This window comes from Nocardia sp. NPDC004068, from assembly GCF_042874315.1.
In the GTDB taxonomy this organism is placed as follows: Bacteria; Actinomycetota; Actinomycetes; order Mycobacteriales; family Mycobacteriaceae; genus Nocardia.
On record NZ_JBIAMW010000009.1, the window covers coordinates 289,818 to 314,596 of the forward strand.

24 protein-coding genes are annotated in these 24,779 nt (G+C 71.1%); 7 read left to right on the forward strand and 17 right to left on the reverse strand.

The genetic code is table 11. The features are described from left to right. The first annotated feature begins 57 nt into the window (after positions 1 to 57). Entirely contained in the window at positions 58 to 513 is a 456-nt protein-coding gene (locus ACFYTQ_RS24115; RefSeq protein ID WP_387365054.1) for a MarR family winged helix-turn-helix transcriptional regulator, read from the forward strand. Positions 514 to 609: 96 nt separating this feature from the next. Here ACFYTQ_RS24115 and ACFYTQ_RS24120 read toward each other — a convergent pair whose 3' ends face one another. Both ACFYTQ_RS24120 and ACFYTQ_RS24125 read right to left on the reverse strand, forming a co-directional pair. Next, positions 610 to 1,395: an IclR family transcriptional regulator gene (locus ACFYTQ_RS24120; protein WP_387365057.1), complete on the reverse strand. Its 786-nt coding sequence runs from the start codon at positions 1,393 to 1,395 to the stop codon at positions 610 to 612. Between the two features lie 79 nt (positions 1,396 to 1,474). Continuing rightward, positions 1,475 to 1,708 (reverse strand): hypothetical protein, encoded by a 234-nt coding sequence (locus tag ACFYTQ_RS24125; RefSeq protein WP_387365060.1) that lies wholly within the window; start codon positions 1,706 to 1,708, stop codon positions 1,475 to 1,477. Between ACFYTQ_RS24125 and ACFYTQ_RS24130 the strand changes: the two genes are divergently transcribed. Continuing rightward, the gene (locus tag ACFYTQ_RS24130) at positions 1,707 to 1,919 is read left to right on the forward strand and encodes an FAD-dependent oxidoreductase (protein ID WP_387365425.1); all 213 of its coding nucleotides are present in this window, start codon (positions 1,707 to 1,709) and stop codon (positions 1,917 to 1,919) included. The two genes, ACFYTQ_RS24125 and ACFYTQ_RS24130, sit on opposite strands and share 2 nt — an antisense overlap. Position 1,920: 1 nt before the next feature. Here ACFYTQ_RS24130 and ACFYTQ_RS24135 read toward each other — a convergent pair whose 3' ends face one another. From ACFYTQ_RS24135 to ACFYTQ_RS24160, 6 genes are all read right to left on the reverse strand, one after another. Continuing rightward, entirely contained in the window at positions 1,921 to 2,613 is a 693-nt protein-coding gene (locus ACFYTQ_RS24135; RefSeq protein ID WP_387365063.1) for a cutinase family protein, read from the reverse strand. Positions 2,614 to 2,645: 32 nt separating this feature from the next. Then, entirely contained in the window at positions 2,646 to 3,839 is a 1,194-nt protein-coding gene (locus tag ACFYTQ_RS24140) for a PucR family transcriptional regulator (RefSeq protein WP_387365066.1), read from the reverse strand. A gap of 81 nt (positions 3,840 to 3,920) precedes the next feature. Next, positions 3,921 to 6,191 carry an ATP-binding protein gene (locus tag ACFYTQ_RS24145; RefSeq protein ID WP_387365069.1) on the reverse strand — a complete coding sequence of 757 codons (2,271 nt, stop codon included), beginning with the start codon at positions 6,189 to 6,191 and terminating at the stop codon, positions 3,921 to 3,923. 172 nt (positions 6,192 to 6,363) lie between these two features. Beyond that, on the reverse strand, positions 6,364 to 7,908 hold the full coding sequence (locus ACFYTQ_RS24150; RefSeq protein WP_387365072.1) for an MFS transporter: 1,545 nt from the start codon (positions 7,906 to 7,908) through the stop codon (positions 6,364 to 6,366). Between the two features lie 32 nt (positions 7,909 to 7,940). Further along, positions 7,941 to 8,903, reverse strand: a complete 963-nt coding sequence (locus tag ACFYTQ_RS24155) for a dimethylarginine dimethylaminohydrolase family protein (protein WP_387365075.1) — start codon at positions 8,901 to 8,903, stop codon at positions 7,941 to 7,943. Between the two features lie 193 nt (positions 8,904 to 9,096). Continuing rightward, a complete protein-coding gene (locus ACFYTQ_RS24160) occupies positions 9,097 to 10,680 on the reverse strand; it encodes an FAD-dependent oxidoreductase (RefSeq protein WP_387365078.1) in 1,584 nt (527 codons plus the stop codon). An 80-nt stretch (positions 10,681 to 10,760) separates the two neighbouring features. Between ACFYTQ_RS24160 and ACFYTQ_RS24165 the strand changes: the two genes are divergently transcribed. Beyond that, on the forward strand, positions 10,761 to 11,216 hold the full coding sequence (locus ACFYTQ_RS24165) for a MerR family transcriptional regulator (protein ID WP_387365081.1): 456 nt from the start codon (positions 10,761 to 10,763) through the stop codon (positions 11,214 to 11,216). Between the two features lie 10 nt (positions 11,217 to 11,226). Here ACFYTQ_RS24165 and ACFYTQ_RS24170 read toward each other — a convergent pair whose 3' ends face one another. Next, the gene (locus ACFYTQ_RS24170; protein ID WP_387365084.1) at positions 11,227 to 11,733 is read right to left on the reverse strand and encodes a TetR/AcrR family transcriptional regulator; all 507 of its coding nucleotides are present in this window, start codon (positions 11,731 to 11,733) and stop codon (positions 11,227 to 11,229) included. 109 nt (positions 11,734 to 11,842) lie between these two features. Here ACFYTQ_RS24170 and ACFYTQ_RS24175 point away from each other — a divergent pair, with 109 nt between their 5' ends. Further along, positions 11,843 to 12,673: an alpha/beta fold hydrolase gene (locus tag ACFYTQ_RS24175; RefSeq protein WP_387365087.1), complete on the forward strand. Its 831-nt coding sequence runs from the start codon at positions 11,843 to 11,845 to the stop codon at positions 12,671 to 12,673. 54 nt (positions 12,674 to 12,727) lie between these two features. Here the strand turns inward: ACFYTQ_RS24175 and ACFYTQ_RS24180 are convergent, their stop codons facing one another. After that, positions 12,728 to 13,051 carry a rhodanese-like domain-containing protein gene (locus ACFYTQ_RS24180; protein WP_387365090.1) on the reverse strand — a complete coding sequence of 108 codons (324 nt, stop codon included), beginning with the start codon at positions 13,049 to 13,051 and terminating at the stop codon, positions 12,728 to 12,730. A gap of 80 nt (positions 13,052 to 13,131) precedes the next feature. Here ACFYTQ_RS24180 and ACFYTQ_RS24185 point away from each other — a divergent pair, with 80 nt between their 5' ends. The 3 genes from ACFYTQ_RS24185 (at position 13,132) to ACFYTQ_RS24195 (ending at position 14,969) form a co-directional block, all read left to right on the forward strand. Further along, the gene (locus tag ACFYTQ_RS24185; protein ID WP_387365093.1) at positions 13,132 to 13,599 is read left to right on the forward strand and encodes a MarR family winged helix-turn-helix transcriptional regulator; all 468 of its coding nucleotides are present in this window, start codon (positions 13,132 to 13,134) and stop codon (positions 13,597 to 13,599) included. Positions 13,600 to 13,806: 207 nt separating this feature from the next. Then, on the forward strand, positions 13,807 to 14,025 hold the full coding sequence (locus ACFYTQ_RS24190; RefSeq protein ID WP_387365096.1) for a hypothetical protein: 219 nt from the start codon (positions 13,807 to 13,809) through the stop codon (positions 14,023 to 14,025). Between the two features lie 173 nt (positions 14,026 to 14,198). Continuing rightward, on the forward strand, positions 14,199 to 14,969 hold the full coding sequence (locus tag ACFYTQ_RS24195) for an oxidoreductase (RefSeq protein WP_387365098.1): 771 nt from the start codon (positions 14,199 to 14,201) through the stop codon (positions 14,967 to 14,969). Between the two features lie 76 nt (positions 14,970 to 15,045). On the opposite strand, the gene ACFYTQ_RS24200 is transcribed toward ACFYTQ_RS24195, so the two are convergent. The 7 genes from ACFYTQ_RS24200 to ACFYTQ_RS24230 form a co-directional block, all read right to left on the reverse strand. Continuing rightward, on the reverse strand, positions 15,046 to 15,972 hold the full coding sequence (locus ACFYTQ_RS24200) for a LysR family transcriptional regulator (protein WP_387365101.1): 927 nt from the start codon (positions 15,970 to 15,972) through the stop codon (positions 15,046 to 15,048). Between the two features lie 103 nt (positions 15,973 to 16,075). Next, on the reverse strand, positions 16,076 to 17,251 hold the full coding sequence (locus ACFYTQ_RS24205) for a lipase family protein (protein ID WP_387365104.1): 1,176 nt from the start codon (positions 17,249 to 17,251) through the stop codon (positions 16,076 to 16,078). Positions 17,252 to 17,383: 132 nt separating this feature from the next. Then, positions 17,384 to 18,472: a hypothetical protein gene (locus ACFYTQ_RS24210; protein WP_387365106.1), complete on the reverse strand. Its 1,089-nt coding sequence runs from the start codon at positions 18,470 to 18,472 to the stop codon at positions 17,384 to 17,386. A 42-nt stretch (positions 18,473 to 18,514) separates the two neighbouring features. Further along, entirely contained in the window at positions 18,515 to 19,102 is a 588-nt protein-coding gene (locus tag ACFYTQ_RS24215; RefSeq protein ID WP_387365108.1) for a hypothetical protein, read from the reverse strand. Between the two features lie 3 nt (positions 19,103 to 19,105). Further along, positions 19,106 to 23,071, reverse strand: coding sequence for a LamG-like jellyroll fold domain-containing protein (locus ACFYTQ_RS24220; RefSeq protein WP_387365111.1), 3,966 nt, complete (start codon positions 23,069 to 23,071; stop codon positions 19,106 to 19,108). Further along, positions 23,068 to 24,378: a baseplate J/gp47 family protein gene (locus ACFYTQ_RS24225; protein ID WP_387365114.1), complete on the reverse strand. Its 1,311-nt coding sequence runs from the start codon at positions 24,376 to 24,378 to the stop codon at positions 23,068 to 23,070. The genes ACFYTQ_RS24220 and ACFYTQ_RS24225 overlap by 4 nt, the downstream gene beginning before the upstream one ends. Further along, positions 24,375 to 24,773 carry a hypothetical protein gene (locus ACFYTQ_RS24230; protein ID WP_387365117.1) on the reverse strand — a complete coding sequence of 133 codons (399 nt, stop codon included), beginning with the start codon at positions 24,771 to 24,773 and terminating at the stop codon, positions 24,375 to 24,377. Before ACFYTQ_RS24230 ends, ACFYTQ_RS24225 begins: the two co-directional genes overlap by 4 nt. Positions 24,774 to 24,779 lie beyond the last annotated feature (6 nt).

The window sequence follows — 24,779 nt, forward strand, 5'->3', positions numbered from 1 at the left end:
CGGCCTCGGAAGCCGGGCGATTGCCGGATAGGTCTAGACCTAGAGCTAATATGCGGTATGCCCTCCACCCCCGACGACGACCTGCCCGCGGCGGTGGCTCGCGCGACCTGGACGCTGCATCGCGCCCTGCGAGCCCGGCAGGGCTCGCCCACCGGGCAGGTCGCCCGTCCCCCCGCGCAGGTCGAGGTGCTGCGGCTGGTGGACGCCGAACCGGGGATCAGCGTCCGCGACCTCGCCGACAAGCTGCACATGCACGCGAACAACGTCAGCACGCTGGTCACCGGGCTCGTCCGGGACGGATTCCTCGAGCGTCGCCGACACCCCCACGACGCCCGGCAGGTGCAGCTGTTCCCGACCGACCAGATGCGGGCCGCCAGCCTGGAACTGTCGACGCGGGTGAACTCCGGACTCGCGGCCGCGCTCGGACAACTCGACTCCCCGGCCCGGGCCCGCATCGCCGCGGCCCTGCCCGACCTGCACGAACTGGCACGGCTACTCGGTCCCGAGGGGTAGCTTCCGGTCGCACACAGGAGAACGTGCCGCACGAAATACATCTACCACAATAGCTATATCGGTAGAGTGTTTTCGGTGATGTTCGTACCGGTCCCGTCAGGCGCTGCGCAGCTCCAGCTGCCGGGAGATCGCGGCGGCGGCGTCACGGACCGCGGTCTCGACCGCGGGCAACTCCGCGTAGGGAATCCGCACGGCCAGCGCGGCGATGCTGATCGCGGCGCAGACCGCACCCGTGGCGTCCCGAATCGGCGCGGCGACACCGAGGATGTGGTCGTCGAGTTCCCCTTGGGACACGGCCACACCGCGCTTGCGGATGTGCGCCAGCCGCGCCCGCAACGCCTCGGGATCGACGAGCGTCTTGGCGGTGAACCGTTCCAGCGGCGCCTGCCCGAGCACCCGCATCACCTCGGCCGGATCCGCCCAGGCCAACAGGACCTCCGCCGCCGCACCGGCATTGATGGGCAGCACATGACCCCGTTCGTAGGTCAACCGCACCACATGGGGCGCCTCCACCAGGTCCAGGCACACCACCGAGCGGCCCGACCGGCGGGTGAGCAGGACCGTCTCGCCCACCGCGGCGACCAGCGAGCGCATCACCGGCAGCGCCACCTCCGACAGCCCGATACCGGCCCGGGCCAGCCGGGCGAGCTCGAATATCCGGGGGCCGAGGCGGAAACCGCCCGAGGTCTCCTCGATGAACCCGGTGCCCACGAGGCTCTGCAGATAGCGATAGCCGGTCGAGCGCGCAACCCCCAGCTCCGCCGCGATTTCCCCGGCAGTCCACACCGGCTTGCCCGCCGAGAACAGCAGCAGGATGTCCAATGCCCGGTCGGCCGTGGAATTGCGTTCCTGGTACGCGCTCGCCGCGCTTTCGTGTGCCATCGCGTCACTTTCCTGGAGCCGGTCGAAGTCCTGCTATCGAGAACGAACGCCCTGATATACAGGACACCTTAGCGCGGAGTCAGGAGGCGGCTCGGTCGGCCGCCAAACCCCTGAGCAGGGCGCGCGCCAGCGCGGCGGCCTGGGCACGACCGGCCTCGGCGTCGTCGGCCTCGGCGATGGTCAGCGACATCTCCGTGAGCGCGCCGTAGAAGGCGCTGGCGAGCAGTTCGGGCGGATGTGGTTGCAGCGCACCGGATTCCAGCAGATTGCGCGCCTCCTCGACGACGAGTCCGCTCTGGATCTGACCACTCATCCCACCCACACCGCCGGTCGGCTGTTGTTACGGGGCCTTCGCCACACCGGGCACCCTCACCCGTTTCGGACACGCCCTACGCCCGGCCATCGGCCCCCTGCACTGGGCCGGAACCGAAACCGCCACGCGCTGGGCGGGTTACATCGACGGGGCCGCCGAATCGGGACACCGCGTCGCCCGGGAGATTCAAATCGCCAGCGGCACGGCGTGATTCACAGTCGGGCGACGGCGAAGTCCGCCGCCTCACCGGCCTTGGGGGTGTAGCTGGTGACGTGGACGTTCCAGTTCTTGCCGTTCGGGTCGCAGACCGGGTCGTCGGCGGAGCAGGTGTCGTAGGTGCGGTCCGCGTAGGGACCGGTGACGCTGCGGCCGATGCCGCGAATCGGGTTGCCGAACAACAGGATCGCGGCGATGCGCGGTTCCACCGAGGGCGGCAGGGTGGCGGCGATCGGGCCGCCGACCTTCGCGCCGACGCTGCTGACGCCGATCGAATTGTCGACGACGTTCGCGCCCTGCGAGTAGCCGACCAGGATGAAGCGCTGGTTCGGGCACGCTTTCGCCGCACCGGTCACATGGTCGACGAGGTCGCGATTGCCCTGCTGCACCGAGAACGGCTCGGCGAGGCTGGCCGGGTATTCGACGCGATAGGGGCTGTGCGAGACCGACAAGCGTTGGGCGAGCGCGTGATAGACCGGGTTGCCGACGACCGCGCCGAGTCCGGGATCGGCGCCGAGCAATTCGCCCGTGCCGCGCGCGACGACGACATCGACATCGGTACACGTCGCGGGCTGCGCCGCCGCCGGTGTGGCCGCCGCGATTCCGGCGGCGGCGAGGGCGGCTGTGATCGACGCGACCGCGGCCGTCTGGCGGAGGTGGTGCGGCGCTTTCCTATCGAACAGTGCCATGAAAGACTTCTCCTCTGTCGAAAACGCTTGTCTCAGTGTGTATTCGGTTGGAAGCTGTCGATGACGAGCGCGGACCGCAGGTACCACTGGTCCGGATAGCGGTGCGGGTGCAGGCCGGTGAGTTCGGCGATGCGCCGCAGCCGGTAGTCGACGGTGTTGGGATGCACGTGCAGGGCCTTGCCGGTGCGCAGCCGGTTGAGGTCGGCGGCGATGTGGCAGCGCAATGTCTCTCGCAGTTCGGGATGCCCGTCGAGCGGCACGAGCAGGCCCCTCAGGTGTGCCAGCGCCGGGCCGGGGCGGGTGAGCTGGTATTCGAGGGCGAGGTCGGCGAACCCGTACACTCCGGCGGGCAAACCCAGCCGCTGCGCGAGGTCGAGCAGTTCGTGGGCCCGCTCGATGGCGGCGGCGAGGTCGGGGGTGGCCGCGTCGACCACCGTGGCGGTCAAGGAAACCCGCGCCGCCCGCCCGACGTCGGCGACCAGGCGCTCGAGGTCGGCCGCCTCGGTCGTCGGGATCAGAACCGTGCCGCCGGACGCCGACACCTTCGCCAGGGTCGCGTCGCCGGTCCGCTCGCCCAGGGCGTGTCGCAGCCGTCGGGAGAGGAATTCCTCGTCGGAAGGCTCGTCCGGGTGGGCCATCAGCGCGAGCACCCGGTAGTGGTCGGCGATCACGACGCCGTAGCGGGCTCGCACCTCCGACGCGGGCACGCCGCGCCGCAACGCGAACAGCGCGCCCTCGTGGGTCTCGTGGCGGTGGTCGTCGGCGCGGTCCAGCTGCCGCAGACAGGCGCCGATGATCGCGGGGCTCATGGTCTCGATGAGATGGCGGACCAGTTCGACGGCGGCGACGACGACATCGTGGTCCTGGCGGACCGGCGCCGAATTCCCGTGGCCGATCCGGTTCAGCACCTCGCGCAGCGCGGCGTACAGGGCGTTCACCACGTCGAGCGAGACGCCCTCGTGGGCCCATTGCCGCGCGGCGGCGGCGAGGCGCGCGGCGCGGTCGCGGGCCGAGGACGTGTGCACGATCTCGATGGCGAGCCGCAGGCAGTCCCGGTCGGGGTCGCCGGGCCGCGACGTCTCCGCCGCGACGCGGGCGAGGAGTTCGCCGACCAGCGTCCGGGCCACATCCTGGGCGTCCCCGGACACGGCCGGAACCGGGCGCTCCGCGACGGCGACGGCGCCTCGCGGCGATCGGTCGAGGTGATCGGTGGTGGAGTCGAACATGGGCTGGCTCCCATCTGCCGGGGGTTGCCAGCGTGCACGGCGGGCGCGGGCCGCCGCATCGGTGAAACGACGTATATCCGCCTATCGGTGCGCGCGGGCGGCCATCCACGCCGCGATCTGCGCGCGTTTGCCGAAACCGAGCTTGGTCAGGATGTGCCGGACATGGGTGTCGGCGGTGCGCGGCGCGATGACCAGACGCACGGCGATCTCGCGATTGGTCAGGCCCTGCGCGACCAGTTCGGCGACCTCCAATTCCCGGGCCGAGAGCGGTGACCGGCGATCGCGCACCTCGTCGGCGTCCTCGCGCAGCGCGTAGCGACGCGCCCGCTCCCGGGACAGGGCGCGCCCGGCGGCATGGGCCTCGCCGAAGCCGTGGGCGCCCAGCGCGGTCGTGGCCAGCTCCCGGAATCTCCCGTGCGGGCGCGGCATGATCGCCGCCGGGTCGGCGCCCAACAGATCCCACGCCGTCGCCGCCGCGCCGAACAGAGTCGCCGCCCGCTCGGATTCGCCGCGCCGGGCCGCGCACCACGCCAGCGTCTCGAGATGGTAGGCGTCGCCGAACCGACTGTCCCGCAAGCGAGTCGAGGCCAGGGCGGTCCGGGCCGCGGCTTCGGCGGCGTCCAGACTGCCGGCCATCACCTCGATCATGGCGATCCCGAACAGGGCCATGTCCCGGTAGTAGGTGTCACCCAATTCGTCGCTGCGCGCGGTCATCTCCCGCAGCAGCCGCAGGCCCGTCGCGGGCGAATCGGCGGTGTTGGCGATCCCCTGATGCAACCGGGCGCGCAGCTCGTTGCGCCGATCGCCGTGGGCGTGGAAGATCCGCACCGCCGCACCGGCCAGTTCGGCCGAGAGACCGTCCTCGAGGCGGATCTTCGCCACCTGCGCGCGCACCACATCGGCGAAGGCGGCCGCCACCCGGTCGCCGCGGGCGGCGGCGAGCTTGTCGGCCTCGTCCAGCCGGGTGAGCGTGCCCGGGATGTCCGACAGCCAGATCGAGTACTGGGCGCTGGTCGCCAGCCCGTAGGCGCGGGCGGGGTGGTCGGGCGAGGTGGCCGCCAGGGCACGGTCCAGGCGGGTGCGCGCCTCGCGGTTCGCGCCCCGCAACGTCCAGTACTCGACGATCCGCTGCGCCATCGACAGCGCGGTATCGGCCTCGCCGGGCTCGGTGAGCGACCACTCCAGTGCCGCACGCAGATTCGCGTGGTCGGCCCGCAACCGCCACACCCACGACGATTGCGCGGGACCGATCCACTCGGCGTCCGCTCGCGCGGTCAGCCGGTCGAACCAGTCGCGGTGGCGGCGGGCGACGCGGGTATCGTCGGCGGCCGCGTGGAGTCGCTCCTGTCCGAACTCCCGGAGGGTCTCCAGCATCCGGTACCGCGCGTCCTCGGTGCCGTCGCGTTCCAGCACGGACTTGTCGACCAGCGCGTCGATCACGTCGATCACGTCGGCGGGGTCCACACCGCGCCCGCCGCAGACGAATTCGGCGGCCTCGAGATCGAACGATCCGGTGAACACCGACGCCCGCGACCACACGAGTCGCTCTGCGGGCGAACACAACTCGTAACTCCAGACGATGGTGGCGCGCAAGGTCTGCTGCCGTTCGGGGGAGATCGGCGAACCGGTCGTCAGCAATGCCAGCGCCCGGTCCAGCCGTCGGCAGATCTCCGGCAGGGGCAGCGAACGCATTCGCGCCGCGGCCAATTCGATCGCCAGCGGCACCCCGTCCAGGCGGCGGCACAGTCGCGCCACGTCCGCGGCGTTGCCCGAGGTGATGTCGAAGCCGGTGCGCGCCGCCGCGGCCCGGTCGGCGAACAGGCGGATGCTGTCGTAGCGCAGCAGCTCCGCCGGTTCGGTGGTGTCCGGCGGCACCGGCATCGGCGGCACCCGGAACGTCCGTTCCCCGGGGACGGCCAGCGACTGCCTGCTCGTCGTCAGGACCGTGACCCTCGCGCAATGGGTGAGCAGCGCGGCGACGAATTCCGCGCAGGCGCCGAGGACGTGCTCACAGTTGTCCAGGACCAGCAGGACCTCGCGCTCGCGCAGATACGCCAGCACCCGGTCGAGCGCGGACTGTTCCGACCGGAGCTGAAGGTCGAGCCGTTCGGCGACGAGATCGGCCAGCAGGACCTCGGCACGCAATTCGGCCAGTTCGACGAGGTACACGCCGTCGCCGTACGCGCGCGCGAGGTCCGCGGCGACCCGCGACGCCAGCCGCGTCTTGCCCACCCCGCCCGGACCGGTCAGCGACACCAGCCGCGCCGAACCGAGCAACCGGCGGACATCCGCGGATTCGCTGCGCCGGCCGACATAACTGGTCAGCTCCGCCACCAGCCCCGTGGGCATCATCCGGTCGTCCGCTCCGTCCGCACACCCGCGGGCACCGGCAGATCGGCCCACGGAATTGCCAGGTCTCGGCAATCCTACTGAGCACCTTTGTGATCGCGCCCAGATTCGCGGGCTCGCCTGGTATCCCGCACAACTCGATCCTTCGGCGGCCGGAACCGGCGCTCCCGGGCGCTCAGGTCTCGGCCGGGCGCGGATCGGACTCGGAAACCCGTTGTGGCTCAGCCGAACTCACCGTGAACCCGCGCGGGGTCAACAGCACGACGAGCACGGTCGCGACCACGGCCAGGCCCGCGCCGATGAACGCGGTGGTGGTGAGGGCGGAATCGAACGCGGTGCGGGCGTGCGCCATGAGCGCGGCCCCGGCGTCCCCGCCCAGCCGGGTCGCCACGGCCACCACGCCGCCGACCGAGCGGGCGGCGTCGGCGTCGGGTCCCGACACCGGCAGATCGGTCATGCGGGCGGCGAAGATCGCGCCGTGGATCGAGCCGAGCAGCGCCACCCCCAGACCCTGGCCGAGGTCGTAGCTGGTTTCGGAGACGGCACCGGCCTGTCCGGCGCGTTCGGCGGGGACGGCGGCCACGAGCATCGACGACGCGATGGTCGTCACCACACCCGCGCCCAGCCCCATCGTCACCTGCACCGCCGCGATCGAGCCGTAGGAGATGGGCTGCGGCGCCCACCCCAGATACAGCAGACCACCCGCCACCACCAGCAGGCTCACCCCCAGGGTGGTGCGCACCTCGACCCGATCGAGCAGCTGCGGCGCGATCAGCGAACCGACCAGCGACGCCACGGCGATCGGCAGGCTGCGCAGACCGGCCTGCGCGGGGTCGTAGCCGTGCATGCTCTGCAACCACAGCGTGATCAACAGCAGCATCGCCCCGAGCACGATCTGCGGCACGAACATCGCGACGGCCGCGGCGGTGAACGGCCCGCGCCGGAACAGCCGCACATCCAGCAACGGGTCGTCGCTGCGCAATTGGCGACGGGCGAACAGCGCCAGCAACACCGCCCCGACCAGCAGGATCGCCACATCCGCACCGGTCAGCCCGCCGGTCGCGGTGTGCTTGATCCCCCACGCCAACGCCATGATGCCGAACACCGACAGCGCCGCGCCGAACCAGTCCAGCCCGCCGCCACGGTGGGGCGCGCGGTATTCGGGCAGCAGGGGCACCGCGGCGACGATGACCACGACCGCGACGGGCACGTTGAGCCAGAACGCCGCCCGCCACCCGAAGCTCTGCACCAGCACCCCGCCGACCAGCGGCCCGGCCGCCGCGCCGAGTCCCGCGACCGCCGACCAGATCGCGATGGCCCGCATCCGTTCGCGGTCGTCGGTGAAGATCGATCGGATCATCGACAGCGTCGGCGGCATCAGCATGGCCGCGCCGATCGCGCACAACGCGCGGCCGATCACCACCTGCCACGAGTGCGCGGCGGTGGCCGCGACCACCGAGGCGACCGCGAACACCACGAACCCGGCGACGAACATCAGCTTGCGCCCGACCCGATCGCCGAGCGCGCCGCTGAGGATCAGCAGCCCGCCCAGCAGCAGACTGTAGATGTCGACGATCCACAGCTGGGTCAGCGGACTGGGCCGCACGTCGGCGATGAGCGCGGGCAGGGCGACATTGAGGACGGTCACGTCCATCATCACCACGAACACGCTCACGCACAGCACGGCGAGCATCGCCCAGCGGGCCCTCGGTCCGGGCATCGGATGTCCTCCTCGGGTCGGTCGGGCGGTCGTCAGTCGGCGCGCAGCAGCGGTTGGGTGGAGCAGCGGAACGCGCCACCGAACAGCCGCGACACCGCGAAGTCGAGATATTCGACGGTGACGCCGCGCGCCTCGAGTTCCTTGCCGACGCGCTCGAATTCGACGTCGATGACGTAGGTGTCGGGATCGATGGGCAGGCCGTTGGTCGCCATGGCCGCCGCCTCGTCCTCGCCGACCTCGATGCGATCCCAGTCGCGCAGGGGTTCGGGCAGGCCGCCGGGCAGGCGTTGCGGGCACGCGATGAGCAGCCCGTCGCGGACCAGACCGATCGCGCAGTCCAGGTGCAGCACATGCTCGGGCAGCGGGACCGGCGTCACGGTGAAGCCGAAGGGCCGCAGGTATTTCGCGAGCCAGCGCACGCCGAGGTCGTTGGTGGCCATGCCCGACGAACCGACGAACACGTGCTTCCCGAGCACCAGCACGTCACCGCCCTCGAGGAACGGACCGGACCCCGGGTGGCCCAGCGGGGAGACCTCCGGTTGCGGCAGCGAGACGTAGTGCGCCTCGGCCGGGAGCACGCGGTCGAGCAGCAGATCCCGGCTCGGCAGCACCTCCATGCGGCGGTGCGGGAATTGGAGCACGCCCTCGATGACGTGATCGCCGACGGTGAACCAGGGGTCGCGGACGAAGAAGTTCGCGCATCCCGTCTCCCCGGCCGCGTCCTTCTCCACCTCGGTGAACAGCCGCGGGCGCAACACCTCCACGCCGTGACGGCGCAACAGGTCGGCCAACTCCTCGCGTTCGGCCTCCCAGCGTTTCTGCCGATCGGGGAAGACGTCCCCGAAGTCCTTGCCCCACACCGCGTTCAGGATCTCCACGGCGCTGTCCTCCACGGGCATCGAGTGCCCGAGGATCTCCGCGCGCGCCGGGGCGTGGAATTCGCTGCGGGAGACCACGACCGTGCGCAGGGGCGCGAACTCGCTCTCTACCCGCACTGGCGAACTGTTGGCAATCATTCGGCGATGATAGGAAGGGTTATGCGAGCCGTCCAGCGCTGCTATTTCGCCGCGAAACCGCTCGCCACCTAGCCTTCTGCGGCCGGATCGACCGGGCGCGAGACGAGATCGCTATCAGCCCGCAACACGTTCGTGCGCCGGATCGTTACCCGCGCGCGCTCGACGTTGCGGGTCACGCCCTGCCGAGCAGTGCCGCGAGCACGCGCCGCAGCGCGTCCTCCGGCGCGGCGGGCAGGGTGGGTGAGCGCCACGCCACGATGTGGTCGGGACGCACGAGCAGCGCCCCGTCCGGTTCGATGCCCGCCATCTCGGTGAACGCCGCGCTGTCGCCGTCGAATTGGTCGGCGGTCAGCTGCCGCACCCACACCATCGAGTCGGCGGCCTTCTCCACCGCGTGCCAGGCGTCGCCGCGGGGGCCGGTCAGCAGCGTCCACCCGAACCCCACGAGATCGAGGGTGGACAGCCGTCGGCCCTCGACCGTGAGCCACCGGTGCGGGAGACGGCGACCCACCACGACACGATCGTCGAGGACGTCGGCATCGGGTTCGTCGTCCGCGACCACCGCGCCGCCGGTGTACCGGTAGCACAGCATGCCGCGCAGGTAGTCGGCGGCGAGGCGGGCGTAGAGCGCGGTGGTGTCCCGCCGCGCCTGATAGCCGTGGTGCAGCCGTTCGGACACGGCGAGGGACGCCTCGGCGGCGGCCCGGCGTTCGGGTTCGTAACTGTCCAGCAGCGTGTCGCGGGCCTGTCCGTGCAGGACCGCGGCGAGTTTCCAGGCGAGATTGTGGCCGTCCTGGATTCCGGTGTTCATGCCGAGTCCGCCCGCGGAGCTCTGGGTGTGCGCGGCGTCCCCGGCGAGGAACACCCGGCCCGCGCGGAAGGTGGACGCGAGGCCGAACGCGGCCTCCCACGCGTTGCATTCGATCAACTCGATGGGGACCGAGTCGTCGCCGATCGCCGCGTGCAGCAATCCGATCGTCCGCTCCGGCGTCAAGGTGGTGAGCTCGGCGGGTTTGCCCGGGTAGTCCAGGATGTGCGAGGACCAGCGGGTGCCGTCGGCGCCCTTGGCGAACAGCGTGCAGTACACCCGTTCGTTGCGGATGAAGCAGGAATGCGAGGCCGACTCCGGCAGCAGCCGCCCGAGGTCGGCGCGGAAGAAGGCGGTGTTCGGCCGGGCCGCGACCCGCCGGTCCGGCATCCCGACGCCGAGCAACCGCCGCACGAGACTCCGGGCGCCGTCGGCCCCGATCAGATAGGCACAGCTCAGCCGCTCCCGCGTGCCGGTCTCGGTATCGGACACCGTGGCCCGCACCCCGGTCTCGGTGACGTCCAGGGCTGTCAGTTCGACACCGAAGCGCACTCGGCCGCCGCCGCGGCGCAACGCGTCCATGACCACCCGCTGCACCTCGTACTGGGTGACCGCGCGGCGGATGCTCACCGGACTGCACGTCGCCAGCCGCCGCGCGTACCGGGCCGGGGGCGCGGCCGTGTACAGCACCGAGCCGACCGCGCTGTCCTTGAACACCGAACACAGCGGCGCGGGACCGTCCCAGCCCACCCGATCGAGCGCGGGTCCCAGCCCGATCGAACGGAACAACTCCAGGGTGCGCACCGAGGTGCTGGCCCGGGGCGGCGCGTTCATCGGATCGCGCTTGTCCACGACCGCGACCCGCACGCCCTGCTCCGCCAGGAACAAGGCGGTCGACAACCCCACCGGGCCCGCGCCCACCACCACTACCTCGTACCGCTGCCGCATGCCGTCCTCCTCGGTGCTTCCGTTCGGATTCACCGTGCACGCTCAAGTGCACTGGAGCGCAAGGCTGCGACGATGGTCCGATGGATCACACGATCAGCGAGGTCGCCCGCGCGTTCGGCATCCGGGTCTCGGCGCTGCGCTACTACGACGAACTCGGCCTGCTGCGCCCGGCGGGCCGGCGCGCGACCGTGCGCACCTACGGCCGCGACGAACTGCGCCGACTCGCGCTCATCCAACTGCTCCACCGCGACGGCCTGATGAGCTTGTCCGACACCGCCGCGGTGCTCGCCGATCCGCCCCCGCACGATCGAACGCTCGGTCGGCGGGTTCTCGCCGAATCCCTGCACGCCATGCGGGAGCAGATGAACCGGCTGGCCGAGGCGCAACGCGTCCTCGACCATGTCCTCACCTGCCCCCGCGACGACCCGGCCCGGGACTGCCCCGTTCTGCGCGAGAACCTGGAGAACGCGGTCGATGCCGCGCTCGGGTCCCGGGCGGAATCTCGCGTGTCGTCCGAGGCCCCCGAGAGCCGATGACGTCCGTGGCTCACCCGCGATGACGATCGACCAAGGGGAGGAAGATGTCGTCGACGAGTTGGTCCAGCGTGGGCGTCTGCTCATCGGCCGGGGCGTGGGCCAGCAGATCGACCGGCACCCGGATGACGTGCCGGCCGACGGTCGCCGCGTCGCATCCGTACGCGGTCACGGCATCGGTCAGCAGTGCGACCGCCTCGTCGCCCGCGGCCCGCCGAAGTCGTTGGGCCAGAACCGGATCGGCGTCATCCATCAGGCACAGCCCCCGGAGGGTGGCGGACAGTTGGTCCAGGACGGCGAGCGCGTCGCGGCGCAGTTCGCCGGTGATCTCCACCCGGCCCAGGCGGGGTACCCGGTCCCGCACGACCGCGTGCACGACGGCGGCCTTGTCGGGCCACCGGCGATACACCACCGACTTCGCGGCCCCGGCCCGTGCGGCGACACCGGCCATGGTCATGGCGTGAAAGCCGTTCTCGCGCAATTCCTCCCATGCCGCGTCCAGCAGTGCCCGCTTGAGCACCGCACCTCGTCTCCTCGTCTCGGCCACTCTCTTAAGCTACCTCGAGTTGCTTATCCCCGGGTGCGTTCCTATGCTCATAAGCAACTCTGAGTAGCTCGAGGAGTGTGCGGTGAGAACGCTCATGGTCGATGTCCCCGGCGGTAGCCTCTTCTGCGAGATTCGCGGTCGCGGACCGGTATTGCTCCTGCTCCCCGGCGGCGACGGCGACGCCGACACCTACGATCGCCTCGCCGACCACCTCGCCTCGACATTCATCGTGGTCACCTACGACCGCCGCGGCCTGTCCCGAAGCGGCACCGCCCCAACGGAAGTGACGGTCGCCACCCACGCCGACGACGCCGCGGCGGTCCTCGCCGCCACGACCGACACACCCGCCCTCGTCTTCGGCAGCAGCATCGGCGCGGTCATCGCCCTGCAACTGACCCTCGCCCACCCCGACCTCGTCCGCCACGCCATGCTCCACGAACCACCCCTCGCGGCCGTCCTCGACGAACCGGCACGCACCGAACTGCGCCAGGCCCAACACGACGTCGAAACCGCCTATGCCAGCACCGGTATCGAGGCGGCAATGGCCCGATTCCTCCGCCTGATCGATTTCGACCCCACCGACCGCGAACCCGACATCGAACTCACCCCACCGAACCCCCAACGCCTCGCCAACCTCACCGTCTTCCTCACCCACGACGCCCCCGCCGTCCGCCGCTACGAACCCGACTTGACCGCCCTGCACACCCACGCCCCCGCCCTCACCCCCGCCATCGGAGCCACCACCACGGGCCTACTCCACCAATGCACCACCACCCTCGCCGCCCTCCTCGGCACCGAAACCCACACGCTCCCAAGCGGTCACATCGCCCCGACCCTCCGCCCGCGCGCCATGGCCGATGCCCTGCGCGCCTTCTTCACCGAGGACACCCCGGGCGCTCAGCGGGAGGAATGAACCACGGCCGGTCCGTTCGGCGCCCGAGCGTGACCCCGTCAGGGTCGCAGCGGTTCAGCTCTCGATCGGCAGCCCGGCCTCCGTCCAATCCTGAATTCCCTCACGGTATTTGCGGACATTGGTGTAGCCGAGGGCCTCCAGTTTGGTGGCCACCTGTTGGCTGTTGCCGCAGGCCGCGTTCGAGCAGTAGGTGACGATCGGCGCCGATTTGTTCGGGAGGAGTTGGGGCGCCGCGGTTTCCACGTCGGATTCGACCAGGTTCAACGCGCCGGGCAGATGCGCCTTGGCGTAGTACTCGGCGCCGAGCGCGTCGATCACGGTGACCGAGCCGGCTTCGATCTCCCGGGCGAGTTCGTCGCGGGTGATGAGTGCGGTCATGGCGAGCCTTTCTCGAAATTTATGTGCGTGTGCACGCTACTATATATGTGCGGGCGCACGCAACCGGATAGGATCGGGCGATGCCCCAGTCCGCGAACCGAACTCGACCGGCGGCCGCCGCCTGGTCGGCGCTGTTGCGGGTCCACGCCCAATTGGTGCCCGAGTTGGACGCCGCGCTGCGCCGTGCCACCGGAATGCCCTTGAGCTGGTACGACGTCCTGCTGGAACTCGATGGGCCACAACGACTCCGGATGAGCGACCTGGGCGAACGCGTGGTCCTCAGCCGCACCCGGGTGAGCCGTTTGATCACCGAATTGGCCAGCGAGGGCCTGGTCCGCCGGGAAGCCAACCCCGACGACGGCCGCTCGGCGTTCGTGAGCATCACCGACGCGGGCCGCGAGCGCCTGCGCGAGGCCGCCCCGCACTACCTGTCGGGTATCGAAACACGTTTCGGCGCAGTGCCGATCGAGGATCTGAACGCCCTGACGGAGACGCTGCACAAGGTGCTGGGCCGGACCGACCTGCCCGATCCGGCCGGTTCCGCCTAGCGGCCGACGAAGCGCGCGCTACGGGGTCCAACTCGCCCGCCTCGGCGGCGCGCACGTCGTCGCGTCGACCGGCGCTCCCGACGCGCACGGTGCGAGTCTGCGCGCACTCGGCGCGACCGAGGTCGTCTCCGGTCCCGCCGACCTGCGCGAACCGGTCGACGGCGTGATCGATCTGGTGGGCGGCCCGCAACTGGTCGAGGCGTATCGGTGCCTGTCCGAGGGCGGCACGATCGGTCCATCGCGACGTTCTTCCTGCTCGCGTGCACCGGCCTCGGCCCGGACCTGACCTGGCTGGCGGCCCGGGTGGCCGACGGCACCCTGGATCCGAGCATCGCCTGGCGGGGCGATTGGACGCGGGTCGGGACGGCGGCCGACGCCCTGCTGTCCCGCCGCCTGCAGGGCAAGGCGGTGCTGGAGCTGTCCTGAACGGGCGCATAGGAATTCCCTATATCGCTCGCTGAGTATTCGTCTTTGCCTCGCGCGGTCGCCCGCCATACCGTGAAAACAGCTCGGCGAGCCGCACATCGCGAATTTCCGCACCCCCGCGGCACATCCGTCTTTTCGTCGAGCACAGGGAATTCGAGAGGACTGCGCGAAGCATGACTATGATCGAAACCGGTTCGGCCACAAGGGAACTCGCTGGGCAGCGTGCCGTGGTGACGGGTGGCACGCGCGGAATCGGCGCGGCCGTGGTACGCCGACTCCTCGCGGCGGGCGCCACGGTGCTCACCACCGCGCGGTCGGCGGAGAGCACCGCGCCGGAGGGAGCCGCCTTCGTCACCGCCGACGTGCGGACGCCGACGGGAGCGCAAACGCTCGCCGCGGCCGCGGGGGACGTGCTCGGCGGGGTGGACATCCTGATCCACAACGCGGGCGGGGCCAGCCCGTATCCCGGCGCCCTGGCCATTCCGGACGAGATATGGCGGGACGCCTTGGATTTGAACTTCTTGGCGGCGGTGCGGCTGGACGCGTTGCTGGCACCGGAGATGCGGGAACGGCGTTCGGGAACGATCGTGCACATCTCCTCGGCCGCGGTGCCCACGGCCGCCCCGCCGTTCCTGCACTACACGACGGCGAAGGCGGCGCTGGAGAACTACAGCCGCGGACTCGCCGCGGAGCTGGCCCCGTTCGGAATCCGGGTCAACACCGTCTCACCCGGCCGCACCGCCACCCCCGGCGGCGAGGCCACCCGGGAGCAGTGGGCGCGCCTGGACGCGGGCCCCGGGGCGGCCACCACCACTCCCCCACTGGGCCGCGACGGGCAACCCGACGACATCGCGGACGCCGTGCTGTTCCTGGTGTCCCCGCGCGCGAGCTGGCTCACCGGCAGCGCCCTCGTCGTCGACGGCGGCGAATTCCCCCGAGGCTGAACACCTTTCGAGAGAGGACGGCACTCGGCAAGGGACGCGCACACCGCCAGGAACGCCGTCATCACCGACGGGCCACCTACGCGGTGGACACCGAGTTGGTCGTGGACGGCGGTGTCACCCAGCTCTGAGCGGGTTGGTGCCAGCGTTGCTCACGCAGGAGTTCGAGCAGCGCGGACTCCCCCGGACCCGGCTGCGCCCGCAGCACGGCGACGACGGGCTGGGACACCGCCGGGACCACCGGGCGCGCCAGGTGCGCGTCACCGCGGGGCACGGCGGAGGCGGGGACGAGGGTGACGCCCAGGCCGTGGGCGGCCCAGCGGACGGCGGTGGCGGTCTGGGAGACGCGGGCGGCGGTGGTCGAGGTCAGGCCGTTGTCGCGGAGCACGCCGGTCAGCACGCCGTCGAGGGCGCTGTCGCGGTCGAAGCGCACCCACGATTCCCCGTCCAGATCGGCCAGTTCGACCCGGTCCGCGTCGAGGAGCCGGTGTCCGGCGCCCAGCACCACGACGAACTCCTCGTAGCCGAGGTGATGGGCGGCCGCCGGACCCCGCTCGCAGGCCGCCATGAGGGCGAGGTCCAGCACGCCCTGACGGCAGAGTCGTTCCAGCTCGGCCGAACTCGGCTCCTCGAAGACGGTGACCTCGAGCCCGGGAAAGCGGTGGCGCAGGGCGCCGAGCACGCCCGGGAGCTGCCGGGTGCCGAAACCCATCTGCGCCGCGACCACCAACTCACCCACGAGTTCCTCGGCCCCGGCCCGCGCCGTCGCCCGCGCCCGCCGCGACGCGCTCACCGCGACCTCCGCCTCCCGTAGGAACGCCCGCCCCACCACGGTCGGCGTCAGCCCGGTCGGCGTGCGGGCGAACAGTGTCACGCCCAGCTCCCGTTCCAGATTGCGGATCTGCTGCGACATCGACGGCTGCGCGACACGCATCAGCTCCGCCGCCGCCGTCACCGACCCCGCCTCGGCCACCGCCAGCGCGTACTCGAACTGACGCAGATTCATCGACTCCCGTCCCTTCCTGCGCGGACCGCCGCCGCGACACCTCGAGCGCGACAACGCACACGGCGGCGCGTTTACTCCGGACCGGCACGGCGACCCGCCGCGGTCACGGGCGCAAGGGGGCGATGAACCTGTCGATGGCGGTCCACATCCGCGGGTCGAGCTGGGTGTGGGAGCCGGTGCCGACCACGGTGTCGTAGGCGACTCCATGGGCGGCGAACTGCGCCGCCAGCGTCGCGTGCAACGGCGAGGGCACCACGAGGTCGGCGGTATTGAACAGCAACAGGATCGGCGCGTCGTAGCCGTCGGTGGGCACGGCCAGGTAGTCGGCGACCGTGCGGCGGAACCGCTCGTCGCTCAGCGGTTTCGACAGCAGGTCGCCGATCGCCATGCCGCGCAGCCGCGCGCCGATCTGCGGGAGGCATTGCGTCGCAATGGTTTCCAGTATGTCCCGGCCCAGCGGGGTGAGGTAGCCGTCGATGTCGAGTTCGGGGTGGGCGGCACGCAGGCCGACGAGCATCATGGCGACCAGGGCGGTTTCGCCGCCACCGGCCGCGGCCAGCGCGGGGATCCCCGGCCCGGCCAGCGGCAGCAGATCCTCGGCGTCGGATTCGGGGTCGACGGCGATGACGCCGCGGAAGTCGAGGTCCGGCGCGAGGATTCGCTGACGCTGCGCGGTGCCGAGCGCGGCCTGACCGCCCTGGGATCCGCCGATCACCGCCCAGGTACGGGACAGCTCCGGATGCGCGGCCCGAGCCGCCCGCACCAGGTCGATGGTGGCGCTCGCCTCCGTATCCACCTCGAGGTACGGGTGCGGTCCGGTCGCGAACCGGCCGAGGCCGAGGTAGTCCGGCGCGACCACCGCCATGCCCTGGTCCAGAAGGTGTTGCAGCAGAACGCTTTCGCTGAAACCCCCCGCCCTCGGCAGGGCGGTCCCCTCCGGTTGGCTCCCTGGTGTCACCGGGTCGGACTGATGCCCGCACCCCTGCCCGAGCCCGGAGGTGCCGTGATCGTAGGCCATGATCGGCCAGCCGCCCGGCGGCGGTGGACCGGACGGAAGGAACAGCGCGCCGCTCGCGGGCCGCGCAGCGCCGTCCGATCCGGTCATCCAGTACTCGACGATCGACCCGCCGGACAGGTGATGCCACCCGTCGTCCTGCGGCAGCACCGCGATCAGCGACCCCGGCCGCCCCGATGCCGCATCGTCCGGCGCGGCCGTCGCGACACCCGGCACGCACACCGCCAGCAGCGCGACGACCACGGCTCGGCACATCGTTCTCATAACGCCGTCCCCGCCTCGCTCCTGGCCATCCGTTCAGGATCGTACAAGGCCGGGGCCGCCCTCCTCGGCACTTCGAGAGGTGTTCGCCTCGTCGGCGGCCGAATCACGCGCAGCTGCAACGGTTTTCCGATATCAGCCCTCGGCGACCACCGCCACGTACATGCGGGCCGCGCCGTAGAGCCGCTCGCTGCCCTCCTCGGTGGTGATGATGTCGAAGGCGTAGATGTCGCCGGGGCGTTCGTTCTCGGCGGGGGCGACGGTGATGGTGAGCCACCGGCGTTCGCCCGGTTTCAGGAAGATGCCGACCTCGTGGCTGGGATCGCCGTTGTCGTCGATGCCGACATTGTCCAAGGGGTCGGTCGGGCAGTGGTGCCGCTCGAGTCCGACCGCGGCGGCCACCCGCCGCGCGTCTCCACCGTCCGTCTGCAAGGCGACCGGGCGCAGGGCTACCTCGGCCTCGAGCGGGCAGCGGTCGGTGGCGGGCACCTCGACGAGGACCTGACGAACCAGCGTGGCGTTCACCGACTTCGGGGTGATCATGATGTTGCGCTGGCCGTGATGGGTGTCGCCGACCACGTTCAACTGGGTGGTGATGGGCCGGGCCAGCATCTTCTTCCCGTCCGCCGGGTAGGTGGCGTCCGCCTGCGCCACATGGATCACCCCGCCCCCGCCGCCGATGACGTCACCGCCCGCGGAGAAGACGTTCACGCCGACGCACACGTGCCCGCCGTTGTAGTGGTTGATATCGCCCGCTTGCGGACGCCAGAAACCGTCGCTGGCCACCACGGTCTGCGCGTTCGGCTCCAGCACCACGTTCCGGATACCGCTGAACGCGGTGTCGCCGTTGATGTCCGGATTCGGCGGAGGGTCGATCTGGCTGGCCGGTCCGATGTAGCCCGCGGTGAAGTCGGACACCCAACCCTCCATCGAGATGCCGTGCAGCGGCATCGGGACGTCGTGGGGTTCGGTGGAGAAATCACCGCGATTGAAGACCCGGACGAGCAGATAGTATTTGGTGTCGACGAATACCTTGCCGTCCCAGGCGGCTTCCGGACGGTCCCAATAGGCGGGATCGAGGAGCGCGTCCTTCTCGCCCTCGGTGGCCAAGCGGATGTTCGGGCTGGCCCAGACGGCGGTGCCCTGCGGCAGCGGGCGGCCGGTGCCTTGGTCGCCGCCCACGTAGGAAACGACCAGGCGGCCGTTGGGATTGAGATTGGGCATGTGAATTTCCTTTTCTCTCAGTGGTTTTCCCCCGAGCGCGGCTCAACTGGTGACACAGACGATCTGGAAGCCGAACAGCCCCACCGCGTCCGCGGCCGCCGCGCCGGTCAGTCGCGCGGAGATGCAGTAGGAGTACTTCGGGTCGAGGCCCTCGGTGCCCGCGACGGGCGGCAGGGTGCGATCGAACGTCTCCCCGGGACCGGTCTTGGGCGCCGAGATCAGGGCGACCGAGGACTGGTCCGAGGTGAGGAACTCCTGGCGGAACAGTTCGAGCCGCAGATCGCCGTCGCCGGACTTCTGGCCCAGCGCGCGAAAGGATTTGATCGTCCCGGTCGGGGGCAGCACCACCGGTTGGATGCCGTACGCGGCCGTCGCGGTGCCCCCCTTGCTCGCGACGCCGAGGTCGTGAACCCAGCCGTTGGGGCCCACCTGGGTCAGGCTGGGTACGAGGTTGATCGTCACCTGCCGCGACAGACCCGACGCGACCGTATTGAACGCCGCGCTGATGTTGTCCAGATCGACCTCGAGGGCCTGGAATCGGACGTTGAAGCCGTTGTCACCGCCCGCGGTGACGCGGTCGACGGCGTCGACCCATTTCTTGTGGCTGAAGGTGCGGGTGAAAAGCGCCATGGCTCAGTCCTTTCGGAGGGGACGCGCGAGCCGCTGCCCGCGCAATCGGTAGGTGGGATAGGTGTAGGCGGGGAAGGCCGTGAGATCGCCGGACCGCAGTTCGGGGACGCGCGCGCGGATCCGGTCGGTCCGGAACTCCACTCCGATCGGATGTAATTCGTTGAGCACGTTCATGAGTCGCTCGTACTGGCCGCGCCGGATCCGGATCGTCGTCCCCGCCGCCTCGAGGTCGAGCAGCGGCTGGATCAGATCCACCCGCCCCACGTAGGACGCGTTGCCCGTCTCCGGTTCGCGGACCCGCACCTGCGCCGCGCCCGCGCTGGACGCGGTGAGCCGCGTCAGTTCCCCGGTCGATCCGTCCAGTGCGGCGGCGGCCTCGTCGGCGGTGACCAGCGACCACACCAGGCGGACGCCGCCCGCGGCGGCGAGCGGCCACTGCGCGGTCACCGGCAGGGTGGGGCCGGGTCCGGCCACGGTGACGACGGCATCGCCGCGCTCGTTCCCCAGATCACCGCTCACGACCGCGAGGATCGGCCCGCCGAACGGCAGCAGCGCCACGGGCGTGCCCGGCGTCGTGCAGGTGGCGAGTTCGAAACTGCCGCCGCCCAACGGTTTCAGACGGAAGACGCGATCGGTCTCCCAGCCGCCGACATACACACAGCCCGCGCGGTCGTCGGCCCACGCCCGCGACGGGAAGGCGTCGGGCACGGAGTAGGTCGCGATCGGCGCCCCCGTCTTCGCGTCGAAGGCCCACACCGTCCCGGTCCCGGTCACGTACACGGCCGTACCGCTCGCCGTGACGGCCAGCGGAACGCCGGGCAGTGTCACCGGGGATCGCCATGTGCCCGAGGCGATGTCGACGCCGCGCAGCGTCTTGTCGTCGCAGACGATCCAGGCCGTGCCGCCCACCGGATCGAGCGCCAGGGCCCGGCCCTGCACCGATCCGGGTATCGGCCACTGCCCGACGAGGGCGAGGCTGTCGGCGTCGACGGTCACCACCCAGCTCGACGCCAGCACCACCAGCAACGGCCGGGTCGGATGCCCCACGATCGCCACGGGCGCCGACGGGAGGAAGGTGCGCGGCGTGGTGGCGCGCACCGCGCGATCGGGCACGGAAATGGCGGTGAGGGACAGGTTGCCCGCGCTGGCGGTGTAGACGGTGCGGCCGTCCGGGCTCGCCGCGATCCCGACCGGCAGCGGGTCGACCGCGATATGGTCGCCCACCAGCGTGCCGGTCGTCGAATCCAGCAGCGCCACAGCGGCATTGCCCTGGTTCACCACGCACACCGTGCTCCCGGCGAGCACCGCGCCGACCGGATTGTCGTGGCGCAGCACGCCGAGGGACGCGGTCGTGCCCACCTCGACCTCGCTCGGACCGCTCACAGCGAGGTGCCGCCCGCCGCGGTGGGCGATGCGCACGGCCGTGCCGGTGTTGCGGACGTAGTCGAAGCCCACCCCCTGAGCGATCGCCGCCAGACTGACCGGGCTCAGCCCCCGGTCGCCGCCGTCGAGGGTGAATGCCCGTCCCACACCGTCGAGCCCGGCGCCGCCCGCGCTCCACCCGGAGACCAGGCGGATCGGGTCGAGCACATTCGGCGTGACCCGGCTCATCCGGCGAATGACGGTCAGCAGCCGCCCCAGGCGCACCGCGACCGACCCCTGGAACCGGTTGCTGCCCGGCACGGCGACGGTGAGCGCCGGATCCGACACGGCGACAAGGTGTTCCGGCGAATAGGCGCTGTCGTCGGGGCTGCCCGCGACGGATTCGGGGACACCGTAGGTTCCGTCGGAGCCGATCGACACCCCCTCCCCGACCGTGTCGGTGCCGACGGTGATCCGCCGGGTCGCGCTGTAGACCGAACCGCCCAGGCGGACTTCGGCTTTCACGGTGATCTCACCGGGAGCGAGCGTGGTGAGCTCGACGGTGTCCGCGGCCGGGTCGATGTCGAGCCAGGCGCGGCCGGGTCCCGCCTGGAGGACCGACCAGCGGACCTCGCTCTCCTTGGGCGGTGCGGGCGCCAGCGACAGCGGGTAGCTCCGGCCCGCCGCGGTGTCCTTGCCGTACCAGGCTCCGGCGGGCCCGAGGATCCGCACCGCCGACCGATCCGCCACCGACGCGTAGATCTCGCCGGTGTCGGCGCGATGCCACACCCAGGAGAATCCGGAGCGATGGGCCAAGGCGCCCAACCGGTTCCGATATCCGGGCGGGCACCGGAAGATCACCGCTCGCCCGACCGCGCGCAGGGTGTCGGCGCTCGGATCGAACGCGGCGAGGTGCACATCCGCGAACGCCACGCCGCCGTCGTCGAGCAGCAGCTGGATCAACGCGTCGAGGGGGCCGCGCAGCGATTCGCGCACACGCCCGTCCCCGTCGATGGTGATCGTCACCGAGGGCCGATACGGGACCAGCCATCGCGGGTCGAAGCGGTCGTCGGCGACGGTGCCGCACACCTGGGCCTCGGTGGTGGTGGCGCGGCCGCGGGCATCGACGGTCGCCCCGGGCGGCAGGGACACCGGCCGGATCGTGACCGAGTGCAGACCCGTCGCAACGCGATCGAAGCTGTCCGACACCGTGATCGGGTCCGGATACCCCTCGATCTCGCCGACCACCTCGTTCACCCGGGCGGTGATCTGCGCCGGGGTCGGCAGATTCCAGCGCTGGAACACCGCCAGCCGCCGCCGGTAGCTCTCGTCGTCCTCGCCGAGGACCGGCGCGAAGGCGGCGAGCGCCGCCCGCGAGATCCGGACCTCGTCGATCGTGCCGGAGAACGGCCCGCTCACCGCCGCGCCGCCCGCGTAACCGATCCGCAGCGGCGAGACATTGGTCAGCGCACCGAGTTTCGCGGCCGCCGACGCCCGCCGCACGCCGTCCACGTACAGCCGCGCCTCCGCGCGCTCGCGATCGAGGACCGCGGCCAGGTGATGGAACCGGTCGGTGTCGAGGGAGACATCGGCGTACAGCGACAGCGTTCCCGCGCTCGTGCCGTCCGAAAGGGTCAGCAGCACATTGCGTTCGATGCCCCGGAACGCGCCGACGTGCAGGCTCCAGCCGGGCGCGGCGGGATCGAGGTCGCCGTGTTTGGACAGCACGGACCCGGTGGGCGCGCCCGCCACCGGCCGCACGAAACATTCGGCGGTGAGGCTCGCCGTGTCGGGCAGCGCGAAATCGGTGTGGTCGTCGACGCGGATATCGCCCGAGCCGTCGAAGCGCATACCGGATCCGAACCGGCCGTCCACGCCGGTGACCACCGATGGCGCGCGCTGACCGGGGTGCGTGGCGTCTGTGTAGAGCGCGGTCGCGTCCGCCACCACCGTGGGCGCACCGCTGTCGTCGAGGTGATAGAGCGCGATCGTGTCCTCGGTGACGCCGTACGGCAGCGGCGGGAACCGCGGAATGCTCAGGTCGGAGCCGATCAGGTCCAGCGACAGCCCGGTCGCCGCGGCGACGGTGCGCTGCTGGCGGACCCGGCGCAGCTCCGCGGCGAGTTCGTCGCGCGCGCCGCCGAGCACCCACAGCAGGGCGGCGAGATCGCCGAGCAGGGCGGTGAACTCGAAGGTCCCCTTCACCGTGGGCGTCGTCTCCGCCGACGGACCGGTGACGGCCGCGGATCGCAGCACCGCCGTCGCGGCGTCGGCTCCCAATGGGACCAGCAGCGACGCGCCGATCGCGGTATCGGTTGGAATGTCCAGTGTGACAACGCTGTTCGCGGTGCCGCCCGTGGTGTAGGTGATCCGCAGCGACAGGTCGTCGGCGACCGGTCCGATGATCCGCACGAGATAGCGGACGCGCGGTTCGGTCCCGAAGCGCGCGCGATGTTCGGCGAAATCGTACGGGGCGAAGGTCGCACTGGTCGTGGCCTCGCCGCCGCGGTAGCGCAACGGCAGGCAGTCGGCGCCCGCCGCGAACGGCGTGGTGAGGGTGCCCGCCATCCGATCGACGGCGGCCGGATACAACTCCGCGGCGGTCATCGTCCCACCACCTGCATGTCGATGAGCCCGCTGTCCTGGCGGAACAGCGCGATCTCGGTGGGCGCGAGCGCGAGGTTCTCCCCCACGCCGGCCTCGATCGGGTCGGCGGCGAACAGCTCACCGCCGAAGGTGATCCGCCCCAGCGCGGGCGGGAACCGCCGCAGCCGTAGGTCGTTCACGTCCACCACGCCCGGCTGCTCGGCGAGTACGCACATCACCTGCGAATACAGCACGTCCGCGCCGAGCCGCAGCACGCCGAGGCTGCGCGAGAGGCGATCGAGCAGGGCGGCGCGCAGGGAGGCGGGATCCTGTCCGCGCTCGAGGACGACCGTGGCGCGCAGCCCGATCTCGATGTGGTCGGCCTCGATGATGTTGGGGTGGATGCCCACCGGGCGCACCCGGTCCACCTCGGCGCTCACCTGTTCGTAGATGCCGGTCACCGAACCCGTTGTGCGCCACGGACGCACGAATTCATGGGCGACGACCACATCGAAGAAGTACGGCTCCCCGAAGGCGCGCTCCGCGCTGAAGGCGCGATCGCCGAAGACGAACTGGTCGAAGAAGCTCTGCGTGACATCGACCCCGCCGAGCGAATCCGACAGCAGCACATCGAGCACGCCCCGCACCCCGAGCGCGGCCGAGCGCACGCTCTGCGGGGTCCACATGTCGCGGGGGAAGCCGAGCTGGCGGGCTCGGTAGGAGGTGTCGTCCTCCTGGTCCTCGCCGCCGGTGAAGGCGGCCGGGTTGTCCGCGGCGACCGTCACGGTGTCGGGGAAATTCAGTTGCGCCCGAAGGTGATCCGGATCGACCTGCGCCAGCGTGTGCGCCGGGATGTCGGCCTGCCAGCCCGGCTCGAAGGCGCGCACGAGGACGGTGGCCTTGGGCGCCTGCGCGGTCAAATCGATCGGCGCGGTGGTGTAGTAGGCGTTCACGGGGTCCGACCGGTCGAGCACCACCGTGCCCGCGGGCAGGGTGTAGGTGCGGCCCGCTTCGCCGCCACTGAGGGTCAGTTCCGCCGCGCCCGTGGCGAACAGGTAGTTCCGCTCGAGGCCGATGTCCTGGCCGAGCAGGTTCAGGTCGACGCCGGAGGCGGTGGAGGCGAACTGGCTGTAGTAGACGTCCTCGAGCCGCTGCCACAGCATGGCGTCCTCGTCGCACGTCGCCTGCAAGAGTTTGGCCAGCACGCTGGGGGTGGACAGATCGATGTCGGGGCCGAACGCGTCGAGGGCGCGCCGGCGTGCGGCGTCGAGTATCTCGGTGAAGCCCTTGGGGACGAAGCCGTCCTCGGTCACGCCGTATCGGGTCATGCCGGTGCTCCTACGGTGGTGGTCAGCACGGCCGGGACGCCGCCGCTGGTGATGATCGACACCAGGACCTGCCAGACGCGGTGATGCGGGTCGGTGTGCGCGTCGGTGACCTGGATGTCGCGGATCTCCTGGACCCGGGAGTCGCCGCCGAGGGTGCGGACGATATTGAGGCGCAACAGGTCTCGCATCTCGTGCGCGTTCGCCGGGGTGGTGAACACCGCCGCGTAATCCAGTCCGTACCGGGTGTCGTAGCGGTCGTCGCCGAGCGGGGTCAGCAGCCGCAGCCGCAGATCCTGGGCCAGGTTCGGCAGTCCGGTGAGGGTGGCGAGGCCGCGGTTCTCGAGGACGAGATCGCCCTCGTCCAAACGGATTCCGGTGTTGTTCGGTGTGGTCATGGGGTG

Coding starts and splice junctions, on each gene's coding strand:
- ACFYTQ_RS24120 (WP_387365057.1), bottom strand. CDS start 1,395: ATGGCACACGAAAGCGCGGCGAGCGCGTACCAGGAACGCAATTCCACG.
- ACFYTQ_RS24145 (WP_387365069.1), bottom strand. CDS start 6,191: ATGATGCCCACGGGGCTGGTGGCGGAGCTGACCAGTTATGTCGGCCGG.
- ACFYTQ_RS24225 (WP_387365114.1), bottom strand. CDS start 24,378: ATGACCCGATACGGCGTGACCGAGGACGGCTTCGTCCCCAAGGGCTTC.
- ACFYTQ_RS24125 (WP_387365060.1), bottom strand. CDS start 1,708: ATGAGTGGTCAGATCCAGAGCGGACTCGTCGTCGAGGAGGCGCGCAAT.
- ACFYTQ_RS24195 (WP_387365098.1), top strand. CDS start 14,199: ATGACTATGATCGAAACCGGTTCGGCCACAAGGGAACTCGCTGGGCAG.
- ACFYTQ_RS24150 (WP_387365072.1), bottom strand. CDS start 7,908: ATGCCCGGACCGAGGGCCCGCTGGGCGATGCTCGCCGTGCTGTGCGTG.
- ACFYTQ_RS24135 (WP_387365063.1), bottom strand. CDS start 2,613: ATGGCACTGTTCGATAGGAAAGCGCCGCACCACCTCCGCCAGACGGCC.
- ACFYTQ_RS24185 (WP_387365093.1), top strand. CDS start 13,132: ATGCCCCAGTCCGCGAACCGAACTCGACCGGCGGCCGCCGCCTGGTCG.
- ACFYTQ_RS24140 (WP_387365066.1), bottom strand. CDS start 3,839: ATGTTCGACTCCACCACCGATCACCTCGACCGATCGCCGCGAGGCGCC.
- ACFYTQ_RS24220 (WP_387365111.1), bottom strand. CDS start 23,071: ATGACCGCCGCGGAGTTGTATCCGGCCGCCGTCGATCGGATGGCGGGC.
- ACFYTQ_RS24115 (WP_387365054.1), top strand. CDS start 58: ATGCCCTCCACCCCCGACGACGACCTGCCCGCGGCGGTGGCTCGCGCG.
- ACFYTQ_RS24230 (WP_387365117.1), bottom strand. CDS start 24,773: ATGACCACACCGAACAACACCGGAATCCGTTTGGACGAGGGCGATCTC.
- ACFYTQ_RS24200 (WP_387365101.1), bottom strand. CDS start 15,972: ATGAATCTGCGTCAGTTCGAGTACGCGCTGGCGGTGGCCGAGGCGGGG.
- ACFYTQ_RS24165 (WP_387365081.1), top strand. CDS start 10,761: ATGGATCACACGATCAGCGAGGTCGCCCGCGCGTTCGGCATCCGGGTC.
- ACFYTQ_RS24180 (WP_387365090.1), bottom strand. CDS start 13,051: ATGACCGCACTCATCACCCGCGACGAACTCGCCCGGGAGATCGAAGCC.
- ACFYTQ_RS24215 (WP_387365108.1), bottom strand. CDS start 19,102: ATGGCGCTTTTCACCCGCACCTTCAGCCACAAGAAATGGGTCGACGCC.
- ACFYTQ_RS24160 (WP_387365078.1), bottom strand. CDS start 10,680: ATGCGGCAGCGGTACGAGGTAGTGGTGGTGGGCGCGGGCCCGGTGGGG.
- ACFYTQ_RS24210 (WP_387365106.1), bottom strand. CDS start 18,472: ATGCCCAATCTCAATCCCAACGGCCGCCTGGTCGTTTCCTACGTGGGC.
- ACFYTQ_RS24205 (WP_387365104.1), bottom strand. CDS start 17,251: ATGAGAACGATGTGCCGAGCCGTGGTCGTCGCGCTGCTGGCGGTGTGC.